Source organism: Geomonas anaerohicana, from assembly GCF_016458305.1.
Lineage (GTDB): Bacteria > Desulfobacterota > Desulfuromonadia > Geobacterales > Geobacteraceae > Geomonas > Geomonas anaerohicana.
The window spans coordinates 565,915-582,501 of the sequence record NZ_JAEMHL010000003.1 but is presented as its reverse complement, the minus strand read 5'-3'; the positions used below and the strand labels follow the sequence as shown (position 1 = coordinate 582,501).

The window sequence follows — 16,587 nt, the reverse complement described above, 5'->3', positions numbered from 1 at the left end:
ACTTCCGTCGCCCCCGGCCGTATCACCGGGAACTCGACGTCTTCTTCTCTGCGAGGTCCTCATGTGCCAGCGTCTTTTGCTACGGGGAGCGCTCCTTTGCTCCCTCATGCTTTGCATTCCGCTTCTCCTACCGCAGCAGTCAGCCGCCGCATCGGTGCTCTCGGTGGACCCTGCCGGAAACGGTTCATTCGTTCTTCACGGCACGGGGTTCGCCAACGTCGCAGGCATCGACCTCGCCATCACCTACGACAGCTCGAAGCTCTCGAACCCGCGCCTGACCCAGGGGCCGCTCGCCAGGGGCGCCGTCACCGCGCTCAACCGCAACGCCCCCGGCACATTAGTGGTATCGATCATCGGTGCCCCAGCCATCACTGGAAACGGCCAGATCGCCACCGTTGCCTTCGATCAGCAAGGGGAAAGCACGGGGCAAGTCAGTGTCAGGGGGAGCATCATCGACACGCTGGGACTGAAACAGCCGGTGCTGCTCTATGCCGGAAGCGCCGTCGACACCGTGCCGCCGGCCGCCTCAACCGTCGCGGCCGCTCCGGCCGCGACCTCCGATCAGGCCGGGGGGGGTGCAAACGGCGCAGTCGCCGACTCCGCCGCGGTTCCCGCCCGAACCGGCCTGGCCAGGCTCATCGGCGGGAGCGTCTCGCCTTCCGCAGCCGAAGCGCCTACCGTCTCCGGGGGGATGGAGAATCGCGACCGCGCCGACCAGGAGGGGGGCGCGCCGACCGAACCTGCGGAGATCCAACAGCCCGTAACCGTCAGCCGAACCCAGGACCAGCAAACTCCCGTGGTTCCCGTCCAGGCCGAAGCGGAACAGGCTGCCAGTCCAGTATCCGCGGCGCCCCAAGAGGTGCCAAGCGTACTGGAACGCTTCCGCACCTTCACCGGTCAAAGGAGCGCCGCCGGTTTTATCTCGCTCTTTGCCCAAGGGGAGTCCCCCTGTTTTCACCAGGACCCGCCCATCGGGATCAGCACCCCCGGCTCCGTCCTTGCCCTGACCATCCCGCGCAATGGAGACAAGGCGCCCAACTTCGCCTTCCAGGGGTGCCAGGCGCTTTCCTTGCGGGCAGGGGAGGGTGGCTGGGTCCTTGAGGTAAAACCTGATTCTGGTGCGGAAAGCGCCACTGTCGTCATGCTCCTTGGCGCGATCAAGCAATGCCCCCTCACCGTGGCGCCAGCCGCGGACGTGGACCTTGACGGCTCTGGGAAGGTGACCGAGGCCGATTTCGAGGTCTACCTGCAAAAGGCCAAAGGGGAAGCGGCGATCAAGAGGCGCGACCTTAACAACGACGGGCGTCTGGATTACCACGACGACTACATCTTCACCGCCAACTACCTTGCCGCAGGCAAAAAGGTATCTAAATGATCTGTATAGTGGGTCCTCCGCCCAAGAGGAGGGTGCCCGATTGTGGCGCTGGAAAGGGGTGAGGGGCTGAGGCGGGTAAGGGAAATGCGGCATGCCCGCCCGCTTGCATTCTTTGACAACAAACGGGAAGCAGACTATACTCATTAGCCAGTTTGCGTCTCTTCTTTAATCTCATGTTATCAGGCAAGGAGTCCGGCCCGTGGATCTAAGCAACCAGTCGTTCAGAAAGATCATCGACGATTTGCGTGATGGTCTTTACATCGTCGACAACGAAAGGAGGATAGTCTTCTGGAACCACGCCGCGGAAAGGATCTCCGGGTACAGTGCGGACGAGGTGGTCGGCAAGCCGTGCGCCGACAACATCCTCTGTCATGTCGACGACGTCGGCCTCAACCTCTGTTGCAGCGAATGCCCCCTCGCCTCGACCATCGACACCGGTACTCCCCACGATGCCCAGGTGTTTCTGCACCACAAGAACGGGCACCGGGTCCCGGTGCTGGTGCGCGTCATCCCGCTCACCGATGAAACCGGCAAGGTGATTGGCGGCGTGGAGATGTTCTCGGACAACAGCGGCCAGGTCCACAACGACGAACGGCTCCAGGAACTGGAAAAACTGGCATTGCTGGATGGTCTCACCCAACTGGCCAATCGCCGTTACCTGGACCGCGAGTTGGAGTCCCGCCTCGAGGAGCTGCACCGCTACGACATTCCCTTCGGCATCCTCTTCATGGACCTGGACGACTTCAAGAAGATCAACGACCGTTACGGGCACGACACGGGAGACCGCGTGCTGCAGTTCGTCGCCGGCACGCTGAGCGCCAACTCCCGTCCCTTCGACCTCTACGGTCGCTGGGGAGGGGAGGAATTCGTCGGTATCATCCGCAATGTGACTGCGGCCAACCTCAAGCACATGGGGCAGCGTTTGCGCCGACTGGTGGAGAAATCATTCGTGCTGGTGGAAGGGGAAGCGCTGCGCGTCACAATCTCCATCGGCGCGACCATGGCCGTGAAAAACGACACCGTGCAGACGCTCCTGGCGCGCGCCGATGGACTCATGTACCAGAGCAAGGCTGCCGGTAAGAACCGCCTCACCATCGGATAATCTGCGGGCAACTGCCGCCCACCACACCCTCCCTCCGTTCACAAGTAGTTCCCCCCCGCATCTGCGTCTTGTTTTTCTTACACTTTGCATCTCCCTCCGACAGCCATTGGAAAAATTGATGGTAGACTCATCTGGGCTGATTTCCTAACTAGCTGTCCACCGTCACGATAAGGGAGGAACAAAAGATGGGTGTGAAGATCGCCACGAGATACACTGTCGCCGTCCTTGCCACGCTGGCGGCCACCGCAATCTGGGCCGGCTGCAGCCACCGAGCCGCCGAGGTGCAACCCGCCCAGCAGGTGACCGAAGCGCCGCTGGACCCCGCAGATGCCGCCATTGATCCGGCGCGCTGGGGCAAGCTCTACCCGGTCCACTACCAGCAGTGGAAACTGACCAGCGAGCCGACACCGGCCGGGCTCAGCAAGTACAAGCGCGGCTACGACGTCGGTGAGGAACGACGGGACAAGCTCGACGAATACCCGTTCCTGGCGCTTTTGTACAATGGCTGGGGCTTCGGGGCGGAATACAACGAGCCGCGCGGGCACTACTACATGGTGCAGGACCAGCTCGAGGTCGATCCAGGCAGGATCAAGGCCGGCGGCGCCTGTCTCACCTGCAAGACTCCCTATGCGCCCAAACTTGCCAGGGAGATGGGCCTGGCCTACTTCTCTACTCCGTACAAGGAAGTGCTGGCGCGTCTGCCCAAGGCCAACCAGACCCTCGGGGTCGCCTGCATCGACTGTCACGACAACAGGGGAATGGCTCTGCGCATTTCCCGCGGCTTTACTTTGGGCAAGGCGCTGAGAGAGATCGGTCTGGACCAGGACAAGCTGACACGAGATCAGAAGCGCACCTTCGTCTGTGCCCAGTGCCATGTCACCTACATGATCCCCAAGGACAAGGAGATGCACTCCACCGATGTCGTCTTCCCCTGGGCGGGCAGCAGCGAAGGGCATATCACCATCGAGAACATCATCAAGCAGATCAAGAGCTCCCCGTCACACGGAGAGTGGGTCCAGGCGGTCACCGGGTTCAAACTCGCCTTCATTCGCCACCCCGAGTACGAATTCTATTCCAACCAGAGCCCCCACTACCTGGCCGGGGTAACCTGTGCCGACTGCCACATGCCGATGATGATCTCCAACAACGAGGAACTGACCGATCACCGGATCATGAGCCCGCTCAAGGGGAGCATGTCCGCCTGTGCCGCCTGCCACAGCGAGACTCCGGCCCAACTGCGGCAAAAGGTGATCGGCATCCAGGACCGCTTCATCGACCGCTACCTGAAGACCGGCTATACCGTCGCCACCGATGCCAAGCTCTTCGAGATGGCCAACAAGGCGGCTGCCGCCGGCAAGCAGATCGACCGGGAGCTGTACGAGATGGCCAGGGAGCACTACGAACAGGCGTTTTACCGCCTGATCTTCCTCGGGGCCGAGAACTCCACCGGCTTCCATAATCCGGCCGAGGCCATGCGCGTCATCGAGGACGCGTCGAGCCACGCCGCCGGCGCCGACATGCACCTGCGCCAGTTGCTGGCCAAGGCGGGCGAGCGGGTGCCGGACAAGGTCGACCTGGAACTGGCCAAGTACACCAACAACCGCGGCACCAAGAAGCTGCAGTTCAAGAAGGAGCACGAGATACTGCCGCCGACGCTGGTTAAGTAGCGGGTAGGAAGGGGACTGGCTCCGCCAGGTGCCAGTCCCCTTCTGCTGCCGACATTCCTGGTTCCCAAGCTCCAGCTTGGAAACCGCATGTAGCGCAAAGCTCCAGCTTTGCATTCGAGGGAAGTGGGAGCTTCGGAGACGCTTTTGGAAGCGCGTTAAGCAGACAGAAGCGTTCCGCTAATGGGACAGGCACCTAACGGAGCCTGTCCCTTCTGCTGTGTAGCTCCGGAATGCGCTGTTACGCCAACTTGACGGTGCTCAAACTGGCGGGTAGACTTGCCCCGTTTAATGATTTCAGCAGCATCGTTTCATTTCATGTGAACCGGGACTGACCGGGACACCTTTGAGGGAGGGGACAGTGGAATTGAAAGAATGGACGGCGGCAACTCTGCTCGAACTATCCGGTTCGTACTGGAGCACCTGCACCCTGCACGCCGGGGTCAAACTGAACATTTTCACGCCGCTGGCCTCGACCCCAATGACGACGGTGGAGTTGGCCGGGGCACTGAACTGTGATGCACGCGCGCTTGCCATGCTGCTCGATGCCCTCGCCGCGCTCGGCCTGCTGAAAAAGGAAGGCCGTCTCTACGCCGCCACCCCGTTTACCGCGAAGTTCCTCAGCCGCACCTCCCCTGACTATCTCGGCCACATCATCATGCACCACCATCACCTGGTCGCCGGCTGGAGCCGCCTGGACGAGGCGGTCAAAACAGGGCAGCCGGTCCGGGAACGGGTCTCCCACGAGGACGTCGAGAGTTCGCGCGAGAGCTTCCTGATGGGGATGTTCAACCTTGCCATGCTCCTGGCTCCGAAGATCGTTCCCCAGATCGACCTGCAGGGGCGCAGGCGTTTGCTGGACCTGGGCGGCGGCCCGGGCACCTACGCCATCCACTTCTGCCTGCATAACCCGCAACTCGATGCCGTCATCTGCGATCTGCCGACCACCAGGAGTTTTGCGGAACAGACCGTGGCGCGCTTCGAGCTTTCCGACCGCATCGGTTTCGTGGCAGCCGATTTCGAGCAGGACGACCTTCCGGAGGGGTTCGACGTCGCCTGGCTCTCTCACGTGCTGCACGGCATCGGTCCCGATGCCTGTGTCCGCGTGTTGAAAAAAGCGGTACAGGCCCTGGAGCACGGAGGATTGGTCCTGATCCAGGAGTTCATACTGGATGACAAGAAGGACGCCCCGGTGTTCCCGGCGCTGTTCTCGTTGAACATGCTGCTCGGCACACCGGAGGGGCAGGCCTACAGCCAGGGGGAGTTGTTCGACATGCTGGAGCAGGCCGGCGCCACCGACGTGCGCCGGCTCCCCATCGAACTCCCCAACGGTGCCGGTGTCATAGCCGGGGGCGTGCCATGAGGCACTGCGGGAAGGTACTCTGCTATAGGTAGCGGGCTGTGCATCTTCCGCCCCCGGAGGGGGAGGGATGGGGAGGGGGACTCGAGCCCAGGCAAGCATCCCCTCGGAAGGAGGCGATATGGAACAGGAACAGAATAAAACTTCCGTCCGCAGCACCGCCATGGTACTGCCGCTTTTCGCGGTTGCCTGTGCCGCCTTTGCCTTTTTGCTGCTCTTCTCCTCCGGCCCCGGCGCGAGACTCAATGCCTGGACCTTCAGGACCGGCTTTGCCATGATCCAGTCGGCAGGCTATATCGGGTTGGGCTGCGCCGTCGTGGCGCTCGCCTCAAGCGTCATCTCCGCCAGGAAGAGACACTACCGGGGCATCTTCGTCTCGCTGATCGCCTTGATCCTGGCCCTGATCTCGTTCGGGATCCCGCTGTACTGGAAGGTTCAGGCGCAAAGCTACCCGCGCATCCACGACATCAGCACGGACCTCAACAATCCGCCCCGCTTCGTGGCCATCAGCACCTTGCGCCGCGCTGGTGTCAGGTACGGCGGGATCGACGTCGCCACCCAGCAGATGAAGGCGTACCCGGAACTGAAGACCATGGTCATGGCAGTACCGGCGAACGAAGCCTATAAAATAGCACTGTTGACGGCAAGGGACCTGGGGTGGGATATCGTGGCCGAGCGGCCGGCGGAGGGGACTATCGAGGCTACCGATATGACGAGGTGGTTCGGCTTCAAGGACGACATCGTGATCCGCATCGTCCCGGCGGGCGATCGATCGCTACTCGACATCCGCTCCGTGTCGCGGGTCGGCATATCCGATGTCGGCACCAACGCCAAGCGCGTGCGCGCCTTCATGGCCAAGATCGCACCGGGCCACAAGTAAGGCGGGGGCACGGCTAGCGCCGGTGCCAGGATCGATGCAGGCTGGTTTTCATCCCCGGGGGAGCGCTCCCGGGGATTTTTATTTATCCTCTTTGACTCGAAGCAGCTTGAGGATGTTCTTCGCGCAAAGGTCCAGGTTGTTGTTGACGAAATCGAGTGTCTCCATCCGATTGTCGACCGTCACGAAGTGCGTCTGGGAAGAGGAGCTTGCCAACGCCCCCTTGCTGGAGAGCTGCACCTGCAGGACACAGAAATCGGCCGAGTCCAACCTGGCACCGCCACTGCGATCTTTGGAAGCCATCACGTCCTCCTTTACAGTTAATGACGTTGTTCCCGCCACACTACAAGACTGAAAGCATCCACGTATACGGAACATTGGAGTAAATCTTGGTATTTAGATGTAACTTGGATCACAGTTAGTGAATTTTTGTTCTGAACTTCAATGGCTCGACCCGCCATAATCGACGCCTCACGGCGCAATACCGGTACACCGGAATGTAACTTATTGACGCTGGATCGATGAGATAGAGAGAAAAAGGCAAGAAGCGTGTGCCCGGCGCCATCGCCCGGGCACACTTGTAGCGGGTAGGGGAGGAGGCGTGGGCTAGTACTTCTCGAACCGCTCGTCCTGTTCTTCAAGGTCCAGCACCGCTCCCGAGTAAGTAAGCTTGCTGGCGGTGCCTTTGGTTGCGGGTTTCTTGGCGGCCGGTTTGACCACGGTCCTGCGCATCGGTGCCGCTGCCGCTTTCTGGTCGCTGTTGCCCGCCGTGAGTTGCGAGATCGCCCCTTGCAGCTGTTCTGCCTGGCTGGCCAGTTCCTCTGCGGTGCTGGCCATTTCCTCGGCTGCGGAAGCGTTCTGCTGGATCACTTGGTCGAGTTGCTGGATGGCCTGGTTGATCTGCACCACGCCTGCATCCTGTTCCTTGCAGGCGGCGGTGATCTCCTGCACCAGTTCCGATGTTTTCTGGATGTTGGGCAGCATCTGGGCCAGCATCTCGCCCGCCTTGTCCGCCACTTCGACGCTCCCCTGGGACAGGTTGGAGATTTCCGCCGCGGCTTTCTGCGAACGCTCAGCAAGTTTTCTCACCTCGCTGGCAACGACGGCAAAGCCTTTGCCATGTTCCCCGGCGCGCGCCGCCTCGATGGCAGCGTTCAGTGCCAGCAGGTTGGTCTGGCGCGCGATCTCCTCGATGATGGAGATTTTGCCTGCGATCTCTCTCATGGCGTGGACCGTCTTAGTGACGGCCTCACCGCTCTCCTTGGCGTCGGCAGCAGTCTTGAGCGCGATTTTCTCCGTCTGCAGGGCGTTATCCGCGTTCTGCCGCACGTTGGCTGACATCTGCTCCATGGACGATGACGCCTCTTCGGCTGCCGAAGCCTGCTCCGTTGCCCCCTGGGACAACTCCTCCGCACCTTGCGACATCTGCTGGCTGCCCGAGGAAACGTTATTGGCAGCGTTCATGACCTCGCCCACAACTACACGCACGGAACGGATGATGAATAGGGCGACCGCGATTACGATGGCCACCACGACGATGGTAGAGGTGATTGCCAAAACCAGAGACGATTTCTTGATGGCGATGGCGTCTTTGCTCCCCTTGTCTGACAGCGCGAGGTTGTACTTCAAGTGCGCAGCAAAGACGTCGTCTGCTTTGGCGAAGACAGTCTTGTTGGAAGAGAAAACATCCTTCGCTTCGTTGTTTTTGTTAACGCGGGACAAGGCGAGCACCTTGTCGATCAGGGCGTTCAGTTCGGACACGACAGCGCGGTCGTCCGTCAACAACTGCCTGTCTTTGTCATCCGAGAGAAGGTGCTCATACTCTTTGAGCTTCTTGTCTACCTCAGATTTCCCCTCCTGAACATGGCGATCCAGTTCGGCCATCTTCGCCTCATCCGTGTTCAAGATGTGGATCAAGGTGTCGGTCTGTAGATCCCGCATCGCGAGGGATGCCTCGTTCAGGACGTTGATGCTCGGAACGGTGTTGATGTTTCCATAGTTCGCTGCGTTGTACACCCGCTCGGACTGGAACTCGTTAAACACGGTGAGTCCCACCATCGCGAACACCGACACGAACAGCAATAGGAACAACCTCTTTGAAATAGACATGACTGCGACTCCTTTTATTCTGGGGTTCATTAACCACAAACGGCACCGGACTGTCCCCTCTCTTCGGCAATTACATTGTCGACTTTAGCAGTAAAAAAACACGCGCTCTTTGGGGAGAGATGAAGTGAATAATTTTCGAATTATTCCGAGGATTCCTGCGTTTGCGGCAATGAAAGGTGCCTCAAGCGCGATGGGGTCTGGGGGAGGGGGCAGGGAATGATCAGCGAAAGAGCCAGCGCTGCACCAGCCGGGTATAGCGTGGCATGACCAGGTAAACCATGAGGAAAACGATCACCCCGGAAACGACCAGGGTGTCGAGGTAGGGGAGAGGCGGAATGCCGAGCCGGCGCAGCAGCGGTATCACTACCAGTGGTACGCACGATGCCAGCGGAAAGATCGCCGACCACGTCACCAGGTACTGCTTCCAGCGGACGGGCACCTTCGCCCTTGCCCCTTGCGGCGCGAACCAGAAGTCGAGCCCGCTGCGCACGAAGAAGTCGTCGTCGCCGGCTAGCAGAGGACGTACTTTTTCTATCAGGTGCCGGCGGGACTCCGAATTCATCCACGCCTGCAGGTTATCAACGGTGTCGAAGCGGATGATGATGGTGTAGGTCTCAGACAGGCCGGGAAGAGGGCGGACGATATGCCAGTCAAGATGGCCACGGGAGGCCCTGCATAAAGGACCGATCTCTTCCAGCCATTCATCGTAGCTGTCTTGCTGACCGTTTTTCACCCGGTGGGTGATGACCACCGTGGCACCTTGATTCATGTTCTGCAGCGTATTCTGTTCTGTCCCCATGCTGACTCGCCCCTCCTGATCCGGAAAAGGGAAGGGGTGCGGTAGTGCACCCCTTCCTGTCCAACCGTCCTGTCAAACATAGGTGATTATAACGCTGTGAAGCTACCCGTGCCTGAAGCATCGAGTTCTAACAGATACCCGATCCCGGAATTGGTATAGGTGAGACGAACTTTTGATCCATTCCTGCCGGTGAACAACAACACCCCTGAAGTCGGATCACCAGAGCTGTTGGTCGTGTTGGCAAGAGGAGTGAGGGTGGTCAGGATCACGTAACCGTTGTCAGGGTGGTAGAAGGTCCCCGACATGGTTGTGGTGCTATAGGAAACCACTGTGCTGAAATCTTTGTACCAGTAGCTCTTGCCGGTTACCCCGTCGGTGAAAACCATCGACAACGTAATGGTTTTGTCGCCTTCGTTGACGATGGTCATCCTGCCTTTTACTGTGGTAAATACCCCTGCGTCAGAACCGTAACGCCCACCCGGTTCTGCAATCTGCAGAGAGGTAATGACGATACTGAGCCGCTCTATGCCGCCGCCTCTCAGCGTGAGGATCGTACCGCTTACGGACACACTGCCTGAAAGGATGGCCGAGTCCGCCGTCGCCTGGTAGGCGTTGTAGGTAAAGGTCGCCGCAATCTTGCCTGTTGTTGTGTCATAGGTGCCGTCATAGCTGAACGACCCCGAGTAACCATTTTGGGTTCCACTGGTTGTTTGCGCGACTGTCTTAGCCAAAGAGGGTTGCTGTGCCACCGAGGCAATGCTGTCTTCAATTGCATCAGTGAGTGACTTTACGGAGACGGAGTCCTGCGGCGTGGAGGAAACGGCTTTGGCAATGCCCCCTAAAGACGTTACGCTGCCCAGGCCGTCGACGACGTCGAGGGACATTGCGGTTGCATTGCTAGTAGTAAGAGCAGTAGGAGCGGTCTTTCCTGTATAGCCCGCAGTTCCATCTCCACCTCCGCTGCCACATCCTGCCAACGCTGCCAGCATAATCACCACGGTTATGACGTTGGCCAACTTCTTGATCATCTTTTCCTCCTTGGTCCAAGTTGCGGTAATGATTTCAGAGTCATAGACGAAGCAGGATAGCATCGACATTAATGATGAACAACGAAAAAAGATGAACTAGGCCGATCACCGGCAAGAAGTCCTGCCAAAGAAGATCCCGACCAGCCGCTAGATAAGGGAATCATGTCCACGCTGCCCGGGGTGCTCCTGCCACTAAATTAGGCGACTTGCTCTTTGTGTTACCAGTCATCCCTGCCGGTATCAGGCCAAGGACGCCGCAGTCTGTGGAGCGGCTTTTCCCCGAATTATCAGCCGCTTAGGGGGGTGAAGGCCTTGCGTATACCAATCTTTCCTTTCTTCTGGCACAGCTCCTGCTCTCTGGTCCGTAATCGCAGGGAACAAGGGCAACGGCGCCCGCTACGCTTTGTGCACGAAGCATTTGCTTCGGAGGGAGGCGGCATGGGTGAGCAAAATAAGGTATTCATCGGCGACACGACCTTGCGCGACGGTGAACAGACTGCAGGGGTGGTGTTCAGCGCCCGCGAGAAGATCGCCATCGCCAGACATCTGGACCAGATGGGGGTACATGAACTGGAGTGCGGCATCCCCACCATGGGCGAAGAGGAGCGCGCATCGATCCGGGCCCTGGTCGACCTGGGGCTGTCGGCCCGCCTCATTACCTGGAACCGTGCCCTTATTTCGGACATCGAAGCGAGCATAGCCTGCGGCATAGAGGCCGTTGACATCTCGCTAAGCGTTTCCGACATCATGATCGAGCACAAGATCAACATGAGCAGAGAATGGGTGAAAGAGCAGCTCAAGCGCGCCCTCGGTTTCGCCAAGGGGAAGGGACTCTATGTCTGCGTCGGTGGCGAGGACGCCAGCCGCGCCGACGTTAACTTCCTGGTCGAGTTGATGCGGACCGCACGCGACCACGGCGCCGACCGCTTCCGCTACTGCGACACGCTCGGCATCCAGGATCCCTTTGCTATCTATGAAAAGGTGGCGTATCTGAAGTCGGCGGTCCCCGAGTTGGATATCGAAGTGCACACGCACAACGACCTGGGACTGGCCACCGCCAACGCTCTCGCCGGGGTAAGGGGAGGGGCGCGTTACATCAGCACGACGGTGAACGGTTTGGGTGAGCGCGCCGGCAATGCTGCCCTGGAAGAGGTGGTCATGGCACTCAAGGTTGCCTGCGGCATCGATGTCGGCATCGACACCAGGCGCTTTCATGCAGTTTCCAAGCTGGTAGGACGTGCCTCCAAGCGCGAGGTGCCGGCCTGGAAGGCTGTGGTGGGGGAAAAGGTTTTCTCGCACGAGTCCGGGCTGCATGCAGACGGGGTCCTGAAGGATCCGCGCAACTACGAGTTGTTTCCACCTGAAGAGGTCGGCCTCACCAGGCATATCGTGGCAGGCAAGCACTCCGGCACCAACGGCATCGTGGAAAGCTATCGCCAGATCGGGATTCCCATCTCGCGCGACGAGGCTCAGGATCTGATGGCCCTGGTGAGGAGCACCGCGCAGCGCATCAAAGGGCCGCTTGCGGCAAAGGACCTGGTCAAACTGCACCAGGCACGCTCGGTCTCGCTGGCGGCGTAAGTCGCAAGACCCCCGTGCGGCCAAACCGGCGACGGTTGAGTGCCTAATAGTTGGGCAGCTGCCTCGACACAAAGCCGGCCCCTAGAAGAAATTAATACTTTGTAAACGATATATCGACACAAATGCAACTACTTACAAGTTGGCACGGTAGCTGCTAAGAGTAAGATCAAAACCGAATAGGGATACACCGAGGTATTCCAACTAGAGTAAGAAGGCAAGGGCGCCACCGTAGCAATACGGTGCGCCCTTTTTCATTTGGAATCGGCCTCGAAAAACCAAAAGAGCCCCGCGCCGCCTCCGCATCGGAGGAGACCGGACGAGACCGGCGGGTTCGTCAGAGTGGCTGACGAAGTTGGTCGAGCGGCAACCGGAACGACGGCGGCGGCAGTGGGGCACACAAAAAAGGAGAAGGAACATGAGACAGATCGCGATCTACGGCAAAGGCGGCATCGGCAAATCCACCACCACCCAGAACACAGTGGCAGGTCTGGCTTCCCTCGGCAAGAAAGTCATGATCGTTGGCTGCGACCCCAAGGCTGACTCCACCCGCCTGATCCTGCACGCCAAGGCCCAGTCCACCGTCATGGATCTGGTTCGCGAGCTGGGCACCGTGGAGGACCTCGAACTCGAGGACGTGCTCAAGGTCGGCTACGGCGACGTCAAGTGCGTCGAGTCCGGCGGACCGGAGCCGGGCGTCGGCTGTGCCGGCCGCGGCGTCATCACCGCCATCAACTTCCTCGAGGAAAACGGTGCCTACACCCCGGACCTCGACTTCGTCTTCTACGACGTCCTGGGCGACGTCGTCTGCGGCGGCTTCGCCATGCCGATCCGCGAGAACAAGGCGGAAGAAATCTACATCGTCTGCTCCGGCGAGATGATGGCCATGTACGCCGCCAACAACATCGCCAAGGGCATCCTGAAGTACGCCTCCTCCGGCAAGGTCCGTCTGGGCGGCCTGATCTGCAACTCGCGCAACACCGACCGCGAGGACGAACTGATCGAGGCGCTCGCCGCCAAGCTCGGCACCCAGATGATCCACTTCGTCCCCCGCGACAACCAGGTGCAGCGCGCCGAGCTTAGGAGAATGACCGTCATCGAGTACTCCCCCGAGCACAAGCAGGCCGACGAGTACCGCGAACTGGCCCGCAAGATCTCCGAGAACAAGATGCTGGTGGTACCGACCCCGCTCACCATGGACGAACTCGAGGAACTGCTGATGGAGTTCGGCATCATGGAAGCCGACGACGAGTCGGTCGTCGGGGTGGCAGAGGCGGCAGCGAAGTAGGCCAGATGTCTCTACCTCCCTCTCCCTCTGAGAGAGGGGCGGTAGAGGGCAAGCTCCCGCAGCCATCTCGCTTCTGCCAACGCCCTCACCCGGCCTTCGGCAACCCTCTCCCGGAGGGCGAGGGGGCTGTAGCAAGGGGAGAGGGGATTATCAATCAACCGCGAGCCCGGGCAACCGGAGCTGGAGGAAATATGTCCACTGAAATAAAGACCGTAGAAGGAATCACCAAAGAGTCGACCCAGGCGATGATCGACGAGGTCCTGGAACTCTATCCTGAGAAGGGCAAGAAAAAGCGCGCCGCGCACCTTGCTCCCAACGACCAGGCCTCGGGTTCGGCCTGCGTCAAGTCCAACAAGAAGACCGTCCCCGGGGTGATGAGCGCCCGCGGCTGCGCCTACGCAGGCGCCAAAGGGGTAGTTTGGGGCCCGATCCGCGACATGGTGCACGTATCGCACGGCCCGGTCGGCTGCGGCTGGTACTCCTGGGGTACCCGGCGCAACCTCATGAGCGGCATCACCGGCGTCAACAGCTTCCCGATGCAGTTCACCTCCGACTTCCAGGAGAAGGACGTCGTCTACGGCGGCGACAAGAAACTCGCCACCCTGCTCCAGGAAGCGAAGGACCTCTTCCCGCTGGCCAAGGGGATCTCGGTTCTCTCGGAATGCCCGGTCGGCCTGATCGGCGACGACATCAACCAGGTCGCCAAGGTCGCCGCGAAGGAGCTGGACATCCCGGTCATCCCCTGCAACTGCGAGGGTTTCCGCGGCGTTTCCCAGTCACTCGGGCACCACATCTCCAACGACACCATCCGCGACTACATCATCGAGACCCGCGAGTTCCCGGACCCGATCGGCCCCTACGATATCGCGCTGATCGGCGAGTACAACATCGGCGGCGACGCCTGGTCCACCAAGCCCCTTCTGGAGGAGTGCGGCTTCAACGTCAAGGCGGTCTGGACCGGCGACGGCGAGATGGACCGCATCGCGGCCACTCACCAGGTGAAGCTGAACGTGATCCACTGCTACCGCTCCATGAACTACATGTGCAAGGTTATGGAGGAGAAATACGGCATCCCCTGGATCGAGCTCAACTTCTTCGGGCCGACCAAGATCAGGGAGAGCCTGAGGAAACTGGCGGAGCTCTTCGATGACAACATCAAGGCCAAGGTCGAGGCGGTCATCGCCAAGTACGATCCGCAGATGCAGGCGATCATCGAGGAGTACAAGCCGCGCCTGGACGGCAAGAAGGTGATGCTCTACGTGGGCGGCCTGCGCCCCCGCCACACCATCAATGCCTACGAGGATCTGGGCATGACCTGCGTCGGTTCCGGCTACGAGTTCGCCCACACCGACGACTACGACCGGACTGCATCCGAGATGCCTGACGCCACGGTGGTCTACGACGACGCCTCCGAGATCGAGATGGAGCACTTCGCCCACATCCTGAAGCCGGACCTGATCGGCTCGGGCATCAAGGAGAAGTACCTGTTCCAGAAGATGGCCATCCCGTTCCGTCAGATGCACAGCTGGGATTACTCCGGGCCGTACCACGGTTACAAGGGATTCCCCATCTTCGCCCGCGACATCGACATGGCGGTCAACAGTCCGACCTGGAAGCTGGTCGAGGCGCCGTTCTAAGCCCAGGGTTCAGTCCCTCCCCAGAGAGTTCCCTCCCCCGGAGGGGGAGGGCTAGGGAGGGGGATATCAGGCTTTCCCCCCTCCCAGCCTCCCCCCTCCGGGGGAAGGAGCGATAACCGCTCATGCGTTCGATGCAGATGTAGATAACCACAGATGGCGGTGTGACGGATGAGTCTCCCGCCAAAGGAGATATGCAATGGCAAACAATCTTGGACTAAAAGTCAAGCCGGTCACCGAGACCCCTGAATCCGAAGTGAAGAGGGTTGCGGCCTGGATCAATACCGAGGAGTACAAGGAAAAGAACTTCGCGCGCCAGGCTCTGGTGATCAACCCGGCCCACGCCTGCCAGCCGCTGGGCGCGGAACTCGCCGCCCACGGCTTCGAGGGGAGTCTTCCTTTCGTGCACGGCTCCCAGGGGTGCGCCTCCTACTACCGCTCGACGTTGAACCGTCACTTCCGCGAGCCGGCTCCGGCGGTCTCCGATGCGATGACCGAGGACGGCGCCGTGTTCGGCGGCCAGAACAACCTGCACGAGGGGCTCGAAAACAGCTACAAGCTCTACAAGCCCAAGATGATCTCGGTCTTTACCTCCTGCATGCCGGAGATCATCGGCGACGACCTGACCGCGTTCATCAAGAACGCTCGTATCAAAGGGTTCGTGCCCAATGATCTCCCGATCCCGTACGCCAACACCCCGAGCTTCAACGGCTCGCACATCCACGGCTACGACGCCATGCTGCTCGCCATCCTGCAGACCCTGACCGAGGGGAAGAAGGTGGAAGGGCGCTGCACCGGCAAGCTGAACCTTCTTCCCGGCTTCGATGCCAACACCGGCAACATCAGGGAGTACAAGAGGATCCTTGAAGCCTTCGGCATCCCCTATACGGTACTGGCCGACATCTCCGAAGTATTCGACTCCCCCAACGACGGCACCTACCGCCCGTACCCCGGCGGGACCAAGCTCGAAGACGCTGCCGACTCGGTCAATGGCAAGGTTACCCTGGCCTTGGGGACGTACTCCACCGCCAAGACCTACGCCTGGCTCAAGGACAACTACTCCGGCGCGCATGCCAGCACCCCGATGCCCTTTGGCATCGCCAAGACCGACGCCTTCCTGCTGAAACTCTCCGAGCTCACCGGCAAGCCGATCCCGGCGTCGCTGAAGGAGGAGCGCGGGCGCGCAGTCGACCTCATGACCGACGCCCACCAGTACATCCACGGTAAGAAGTTCGCCGTCTACGGCGATCCCGATTACCTGCTCGGCCTGGTTTCCTTCCTGCTCGAGGTGGGTGCCAAGCCGACCCACGTGCTCTGCTCCAAGGGGACCAAGAAGCTTGAGAAAGAGCTGCAGGCGCTGCTTGACTCCTCCCCGTTCGGCAAGGAAGGGAAGGTCTACATCAACAAGGACCTGTGGCACCTGCGCAGCCTGGTGATGACCGAGCCGGTGGACGCCATCATCGGCGACACCCACGGCAAGTTCGCCGCACGTGACGCCAAGGTGCCGCTGTTCCGCTTCGGATTCCCGATCTTCGACAGGGTCAACCTGCACCGCGAACCGCTGATCGGCTACCAGGGAGTCATGAACATGATGTCCACCATCTGCAACAAGTTCATCGACGTGACCGACGAAACCTGCGATGAGCGTCACTTCGAGATGATGAGATAAAAACAGGGACTAGGGGCTGGGGGCTAGGGACTGGTAACATCTCTCTCGCTCTGCCAGCAGCGTGAAGGGTTTTGACTTTACTAGCCCCTAGTCCCTAATCCCTA

Annotated in this window: 13 protein-coding genes; 9 read left to right on the top strand and 4 right to left on the bottom strand. The window is 60.2% G+C overall.

The genetic code is table 11. The features are described 5' to 3' along the window. The first annotated feature begins 61 nt into the window (after positions 1-61). The 5 genes from JFN91_RS08870 (at position 62) to JFN91_RS08850 (ending at position 6,381) form a co-directional block, all read left to right on the top strand. Positions 62-1,375, top strand: coding sequence for a hypothetical protein (locus JFN91_RS08870; protein ID WP_199388837.1), 1,314 nt, complete (start codon positions 62-64; stop codon positions 1,373-1,375). Positions 1,376-1,574: 199 nt separating this feature from the next. After that, entirely contained in the window at positions 1,575-2,477 is a 903-nt protein-coding gene (locus JFN91_RS22385; RefSeq protein ID WP_199388836.1) for a sensor domain-containing diguanylate cyclase, read from the top strand. Between the two features lie 185 nt (positions 2,478-2,662). Beyond that, positions 2,663-4,144 (top strand): ammonia-forming cytochrome c nitrite reductase subunit c552, encoded by a 1,482-nt coding sequence (locus JFN91_RS08860; protein ID WP_199388835.1) that lies wholly within the window; start codon positions 2,663-2,665, stop codon positions 4,142-4,144. Positions 4,145-4,502: 358 nt separating this feature from the next. After that, positions 4,503-5,504 carry a methyltransferase gene (locus JFN91_RS08855; protein WP_199388834.1) on the top strand — a complete coding sequence of 334 codons (1,002 nt, stop codon included), beginning with the start codon at positions 4,503-4,505 and terminating at the stop codon, positions 5,502-5,504. 118 nt (positions 5,505-5,622) lie between these two features. After that, a complete protein-coding gene (locus tag JFN91_RS08850) occupies positions 5,623-6,381 on the top strand; it encodes a DUF1499 domain-containing protein (protein ID WP_199388833.1) in 759 nt (252 codons plus the stop codon). A 78-nt stretch (positions 6,382-6,459) separates the two neighbouring features. Here the strand turns inward: JFN91_RS08850 and JFN91_RS08845 are convergent, their stop codons facing one another. The 4 genes from JFN91_RS08845 to JFN91_RS08830 form a co-directional block, all read right to left on the bottom strand. Further along, positions 6,460-6,681 carry a hypothetical protein gene (locus JFN91_RS08845; protein WP_199388832.1) on the bottom strand — a complete coding sequence of 74 codons (222 nt, stop codon included), beginning with the start codon at positions 6,679-6,681 and terminating at the stop codon, positions 6,460-6,462. Between the two features lie 303 nt (positions 6,682-6,984). Further along, positions 6,985-8,487, bottom strand: a complete 1,503-nt coding sequence (locus JFN91_RS08840) for a HAMP domain-containing methyl-accepting chemotaxis protein (protein ID WP_199388831.1) — start codon at positions 8,485-8,487, stop codon at positions 6,985-6,987. 220 nt (positions 8,488-8,707) lie between these two features. Then, entirely contained in the window at positions 8,708-9,286 is a 579-nt protein-coding gene (locus JFN91_RS08835) for an antibiotic biosynthesis monooxygenase (RefSeq protein ID WP_199388830.1), read from the bottom strand. Positions 9,287-9,372: 86 nt separating this feature from the next. Next, positions 9,373-10,314 carry a hypothetical protein gene (locus tag JFN91_RS08830; protein WP_199388829.1) on the bottom strand — a complete coding sequence of 314 codons (942 nt, stop codon included), beginning with the start codon at positions 10,312-10,314 and terminating at the stop codon, positions 9,373-9,375. A 438-nt stretch (positions 10,315-10,752) separates the two neighbouring features. Between JFN91_RS08830 and nifV the strand changes: the two genes are divergently transcribed. The 4 genes from nifV to nifK all read left to right on the top strand — a co-directional run bounded on the left by nifV (position 10,753) and on the right by nifK (position 16,483). Beyond that, positions 10,753-11,895, top strand: a complete 1,143-nt coding sequence (nifV, locus tag JFN91_RS08825) for a homocitrate synthase (protein WP_199388828.1) — start codon at positions 10,753-10,755, stop codon at positions 11,893-11,895. A gap of 415 nt (positions 11,896-12,310) precedes the next feature. Then, entirely contained in the window at positions 12,311-13,180 is an 870-nt protein-coding gene (gene nifH / locus JFN91_RS08820; protein ID WP_199388827.1) for a nitrogenase iron protein, read from the top strand. A 191-nt stretch (positions 13,181-13,371) separates the two neighbouring features. Next, complete coding sequence (gene nifD, locus JFN91_RS08815) at positions 13,372-14,817, top strand: nitrogenase molybdenum-iron protein alpha chain (protein ID WP_199388826.1); 1,446 nt, start codon at positions 13,372-13,374, stop codon at positions 14,815-14,817. A gap of 196 nt (positions 14,818-15,013) precedes the next feature. Then, positions 15,014-16,483, top strand: a complete 1,470-nt coding sequence (gene nifK, locus JFN91_RS08810) for a nitrogenase molybdenum-iron protein subunit beta (protein WP_199388825.1) — start codon at positions 15,014-15,016, stop codon at positions 16,481-16,483. Positions 16,484-16,587 lie beyond the last annotated feature (104 nt).

Bases quoted from the DNA above. Each gene is read 5' to 3' on its own strand.
- JFN91_RS08830 (WP_199388829.1), bottom strand. From the start codon at position 10,314: ATGATCAAGAAGTTGGCCAACGTCATAACCGTGGTGATTATGCTGGCA.
- JFN91_RS08835 (WP_199388830.1), bottom strand. From the start codon at position 9,286: ATGGGGACAGAACAGAATACGCTGCAGAACATGAATCAAGGTGCCACG.
- JFN91_RS08850 (WP_199388833.1), top strand. From the start codon at position 5,623: ATGGAACAGGAACAGAATAAAACTTCCGTCCGCAGCACCGCCATGGTA.
- nifK (WP_199388825.1), top strand. From the start codon at position 15,014: ATGGCAAACAATCTTGGACTAAAAGTCAAGCCGGTCACCGAGACCCCT.
- JFN91_RS08860 (WP_199388835.1), top strand. From the start codon at position 2,663: ATGGGTGTGAAGATCGCCACGAGATACACTGTCGCCGTCCTTGCCACG.
- JFN91_RS08870 (WP_199388837.1), top strand. From the start codon at position 62: ATGTGCCAGCGTCTTTTGCTACGGGGAGCGCTCCTTTGCTCCCTCATG.
- JFN91_RS08840 (WP_199388831.1), bottom strand. From the start codon at position 8,487: ATGTCTATTTCAAAGAGGTTGTTCCTATTGCTGTTCGTGTCGGTGTTC.
- nifH (WP_199388827.1), top strand. From the start codon at position 12,311: ATGAGACAGATCGCGATCTACGGCAAAGGCGGCATCGGCAAATCCACC.
- JFN91_RS08845 (WP_199388832.1), bottom strand. From the start codon at position 6,681: ATGGCTTCCAAAGATCGCAGTGGCGGTGCCAGGTTGGACTCGGCCGAT.
- nifD (WP_199388826.1), top strand. From the start codon at position 13,372: ATGTCCACTGAAATAAAGACCGTAGAAGGAATCACCAAAGAGTCGACC.
- nifV (WP_199388828.1), top strand. From the start codon at position 10,753: ATGGGTGAGCAAAATAAGGTATTCATCGGCGACACGACCTTGCGCGAC.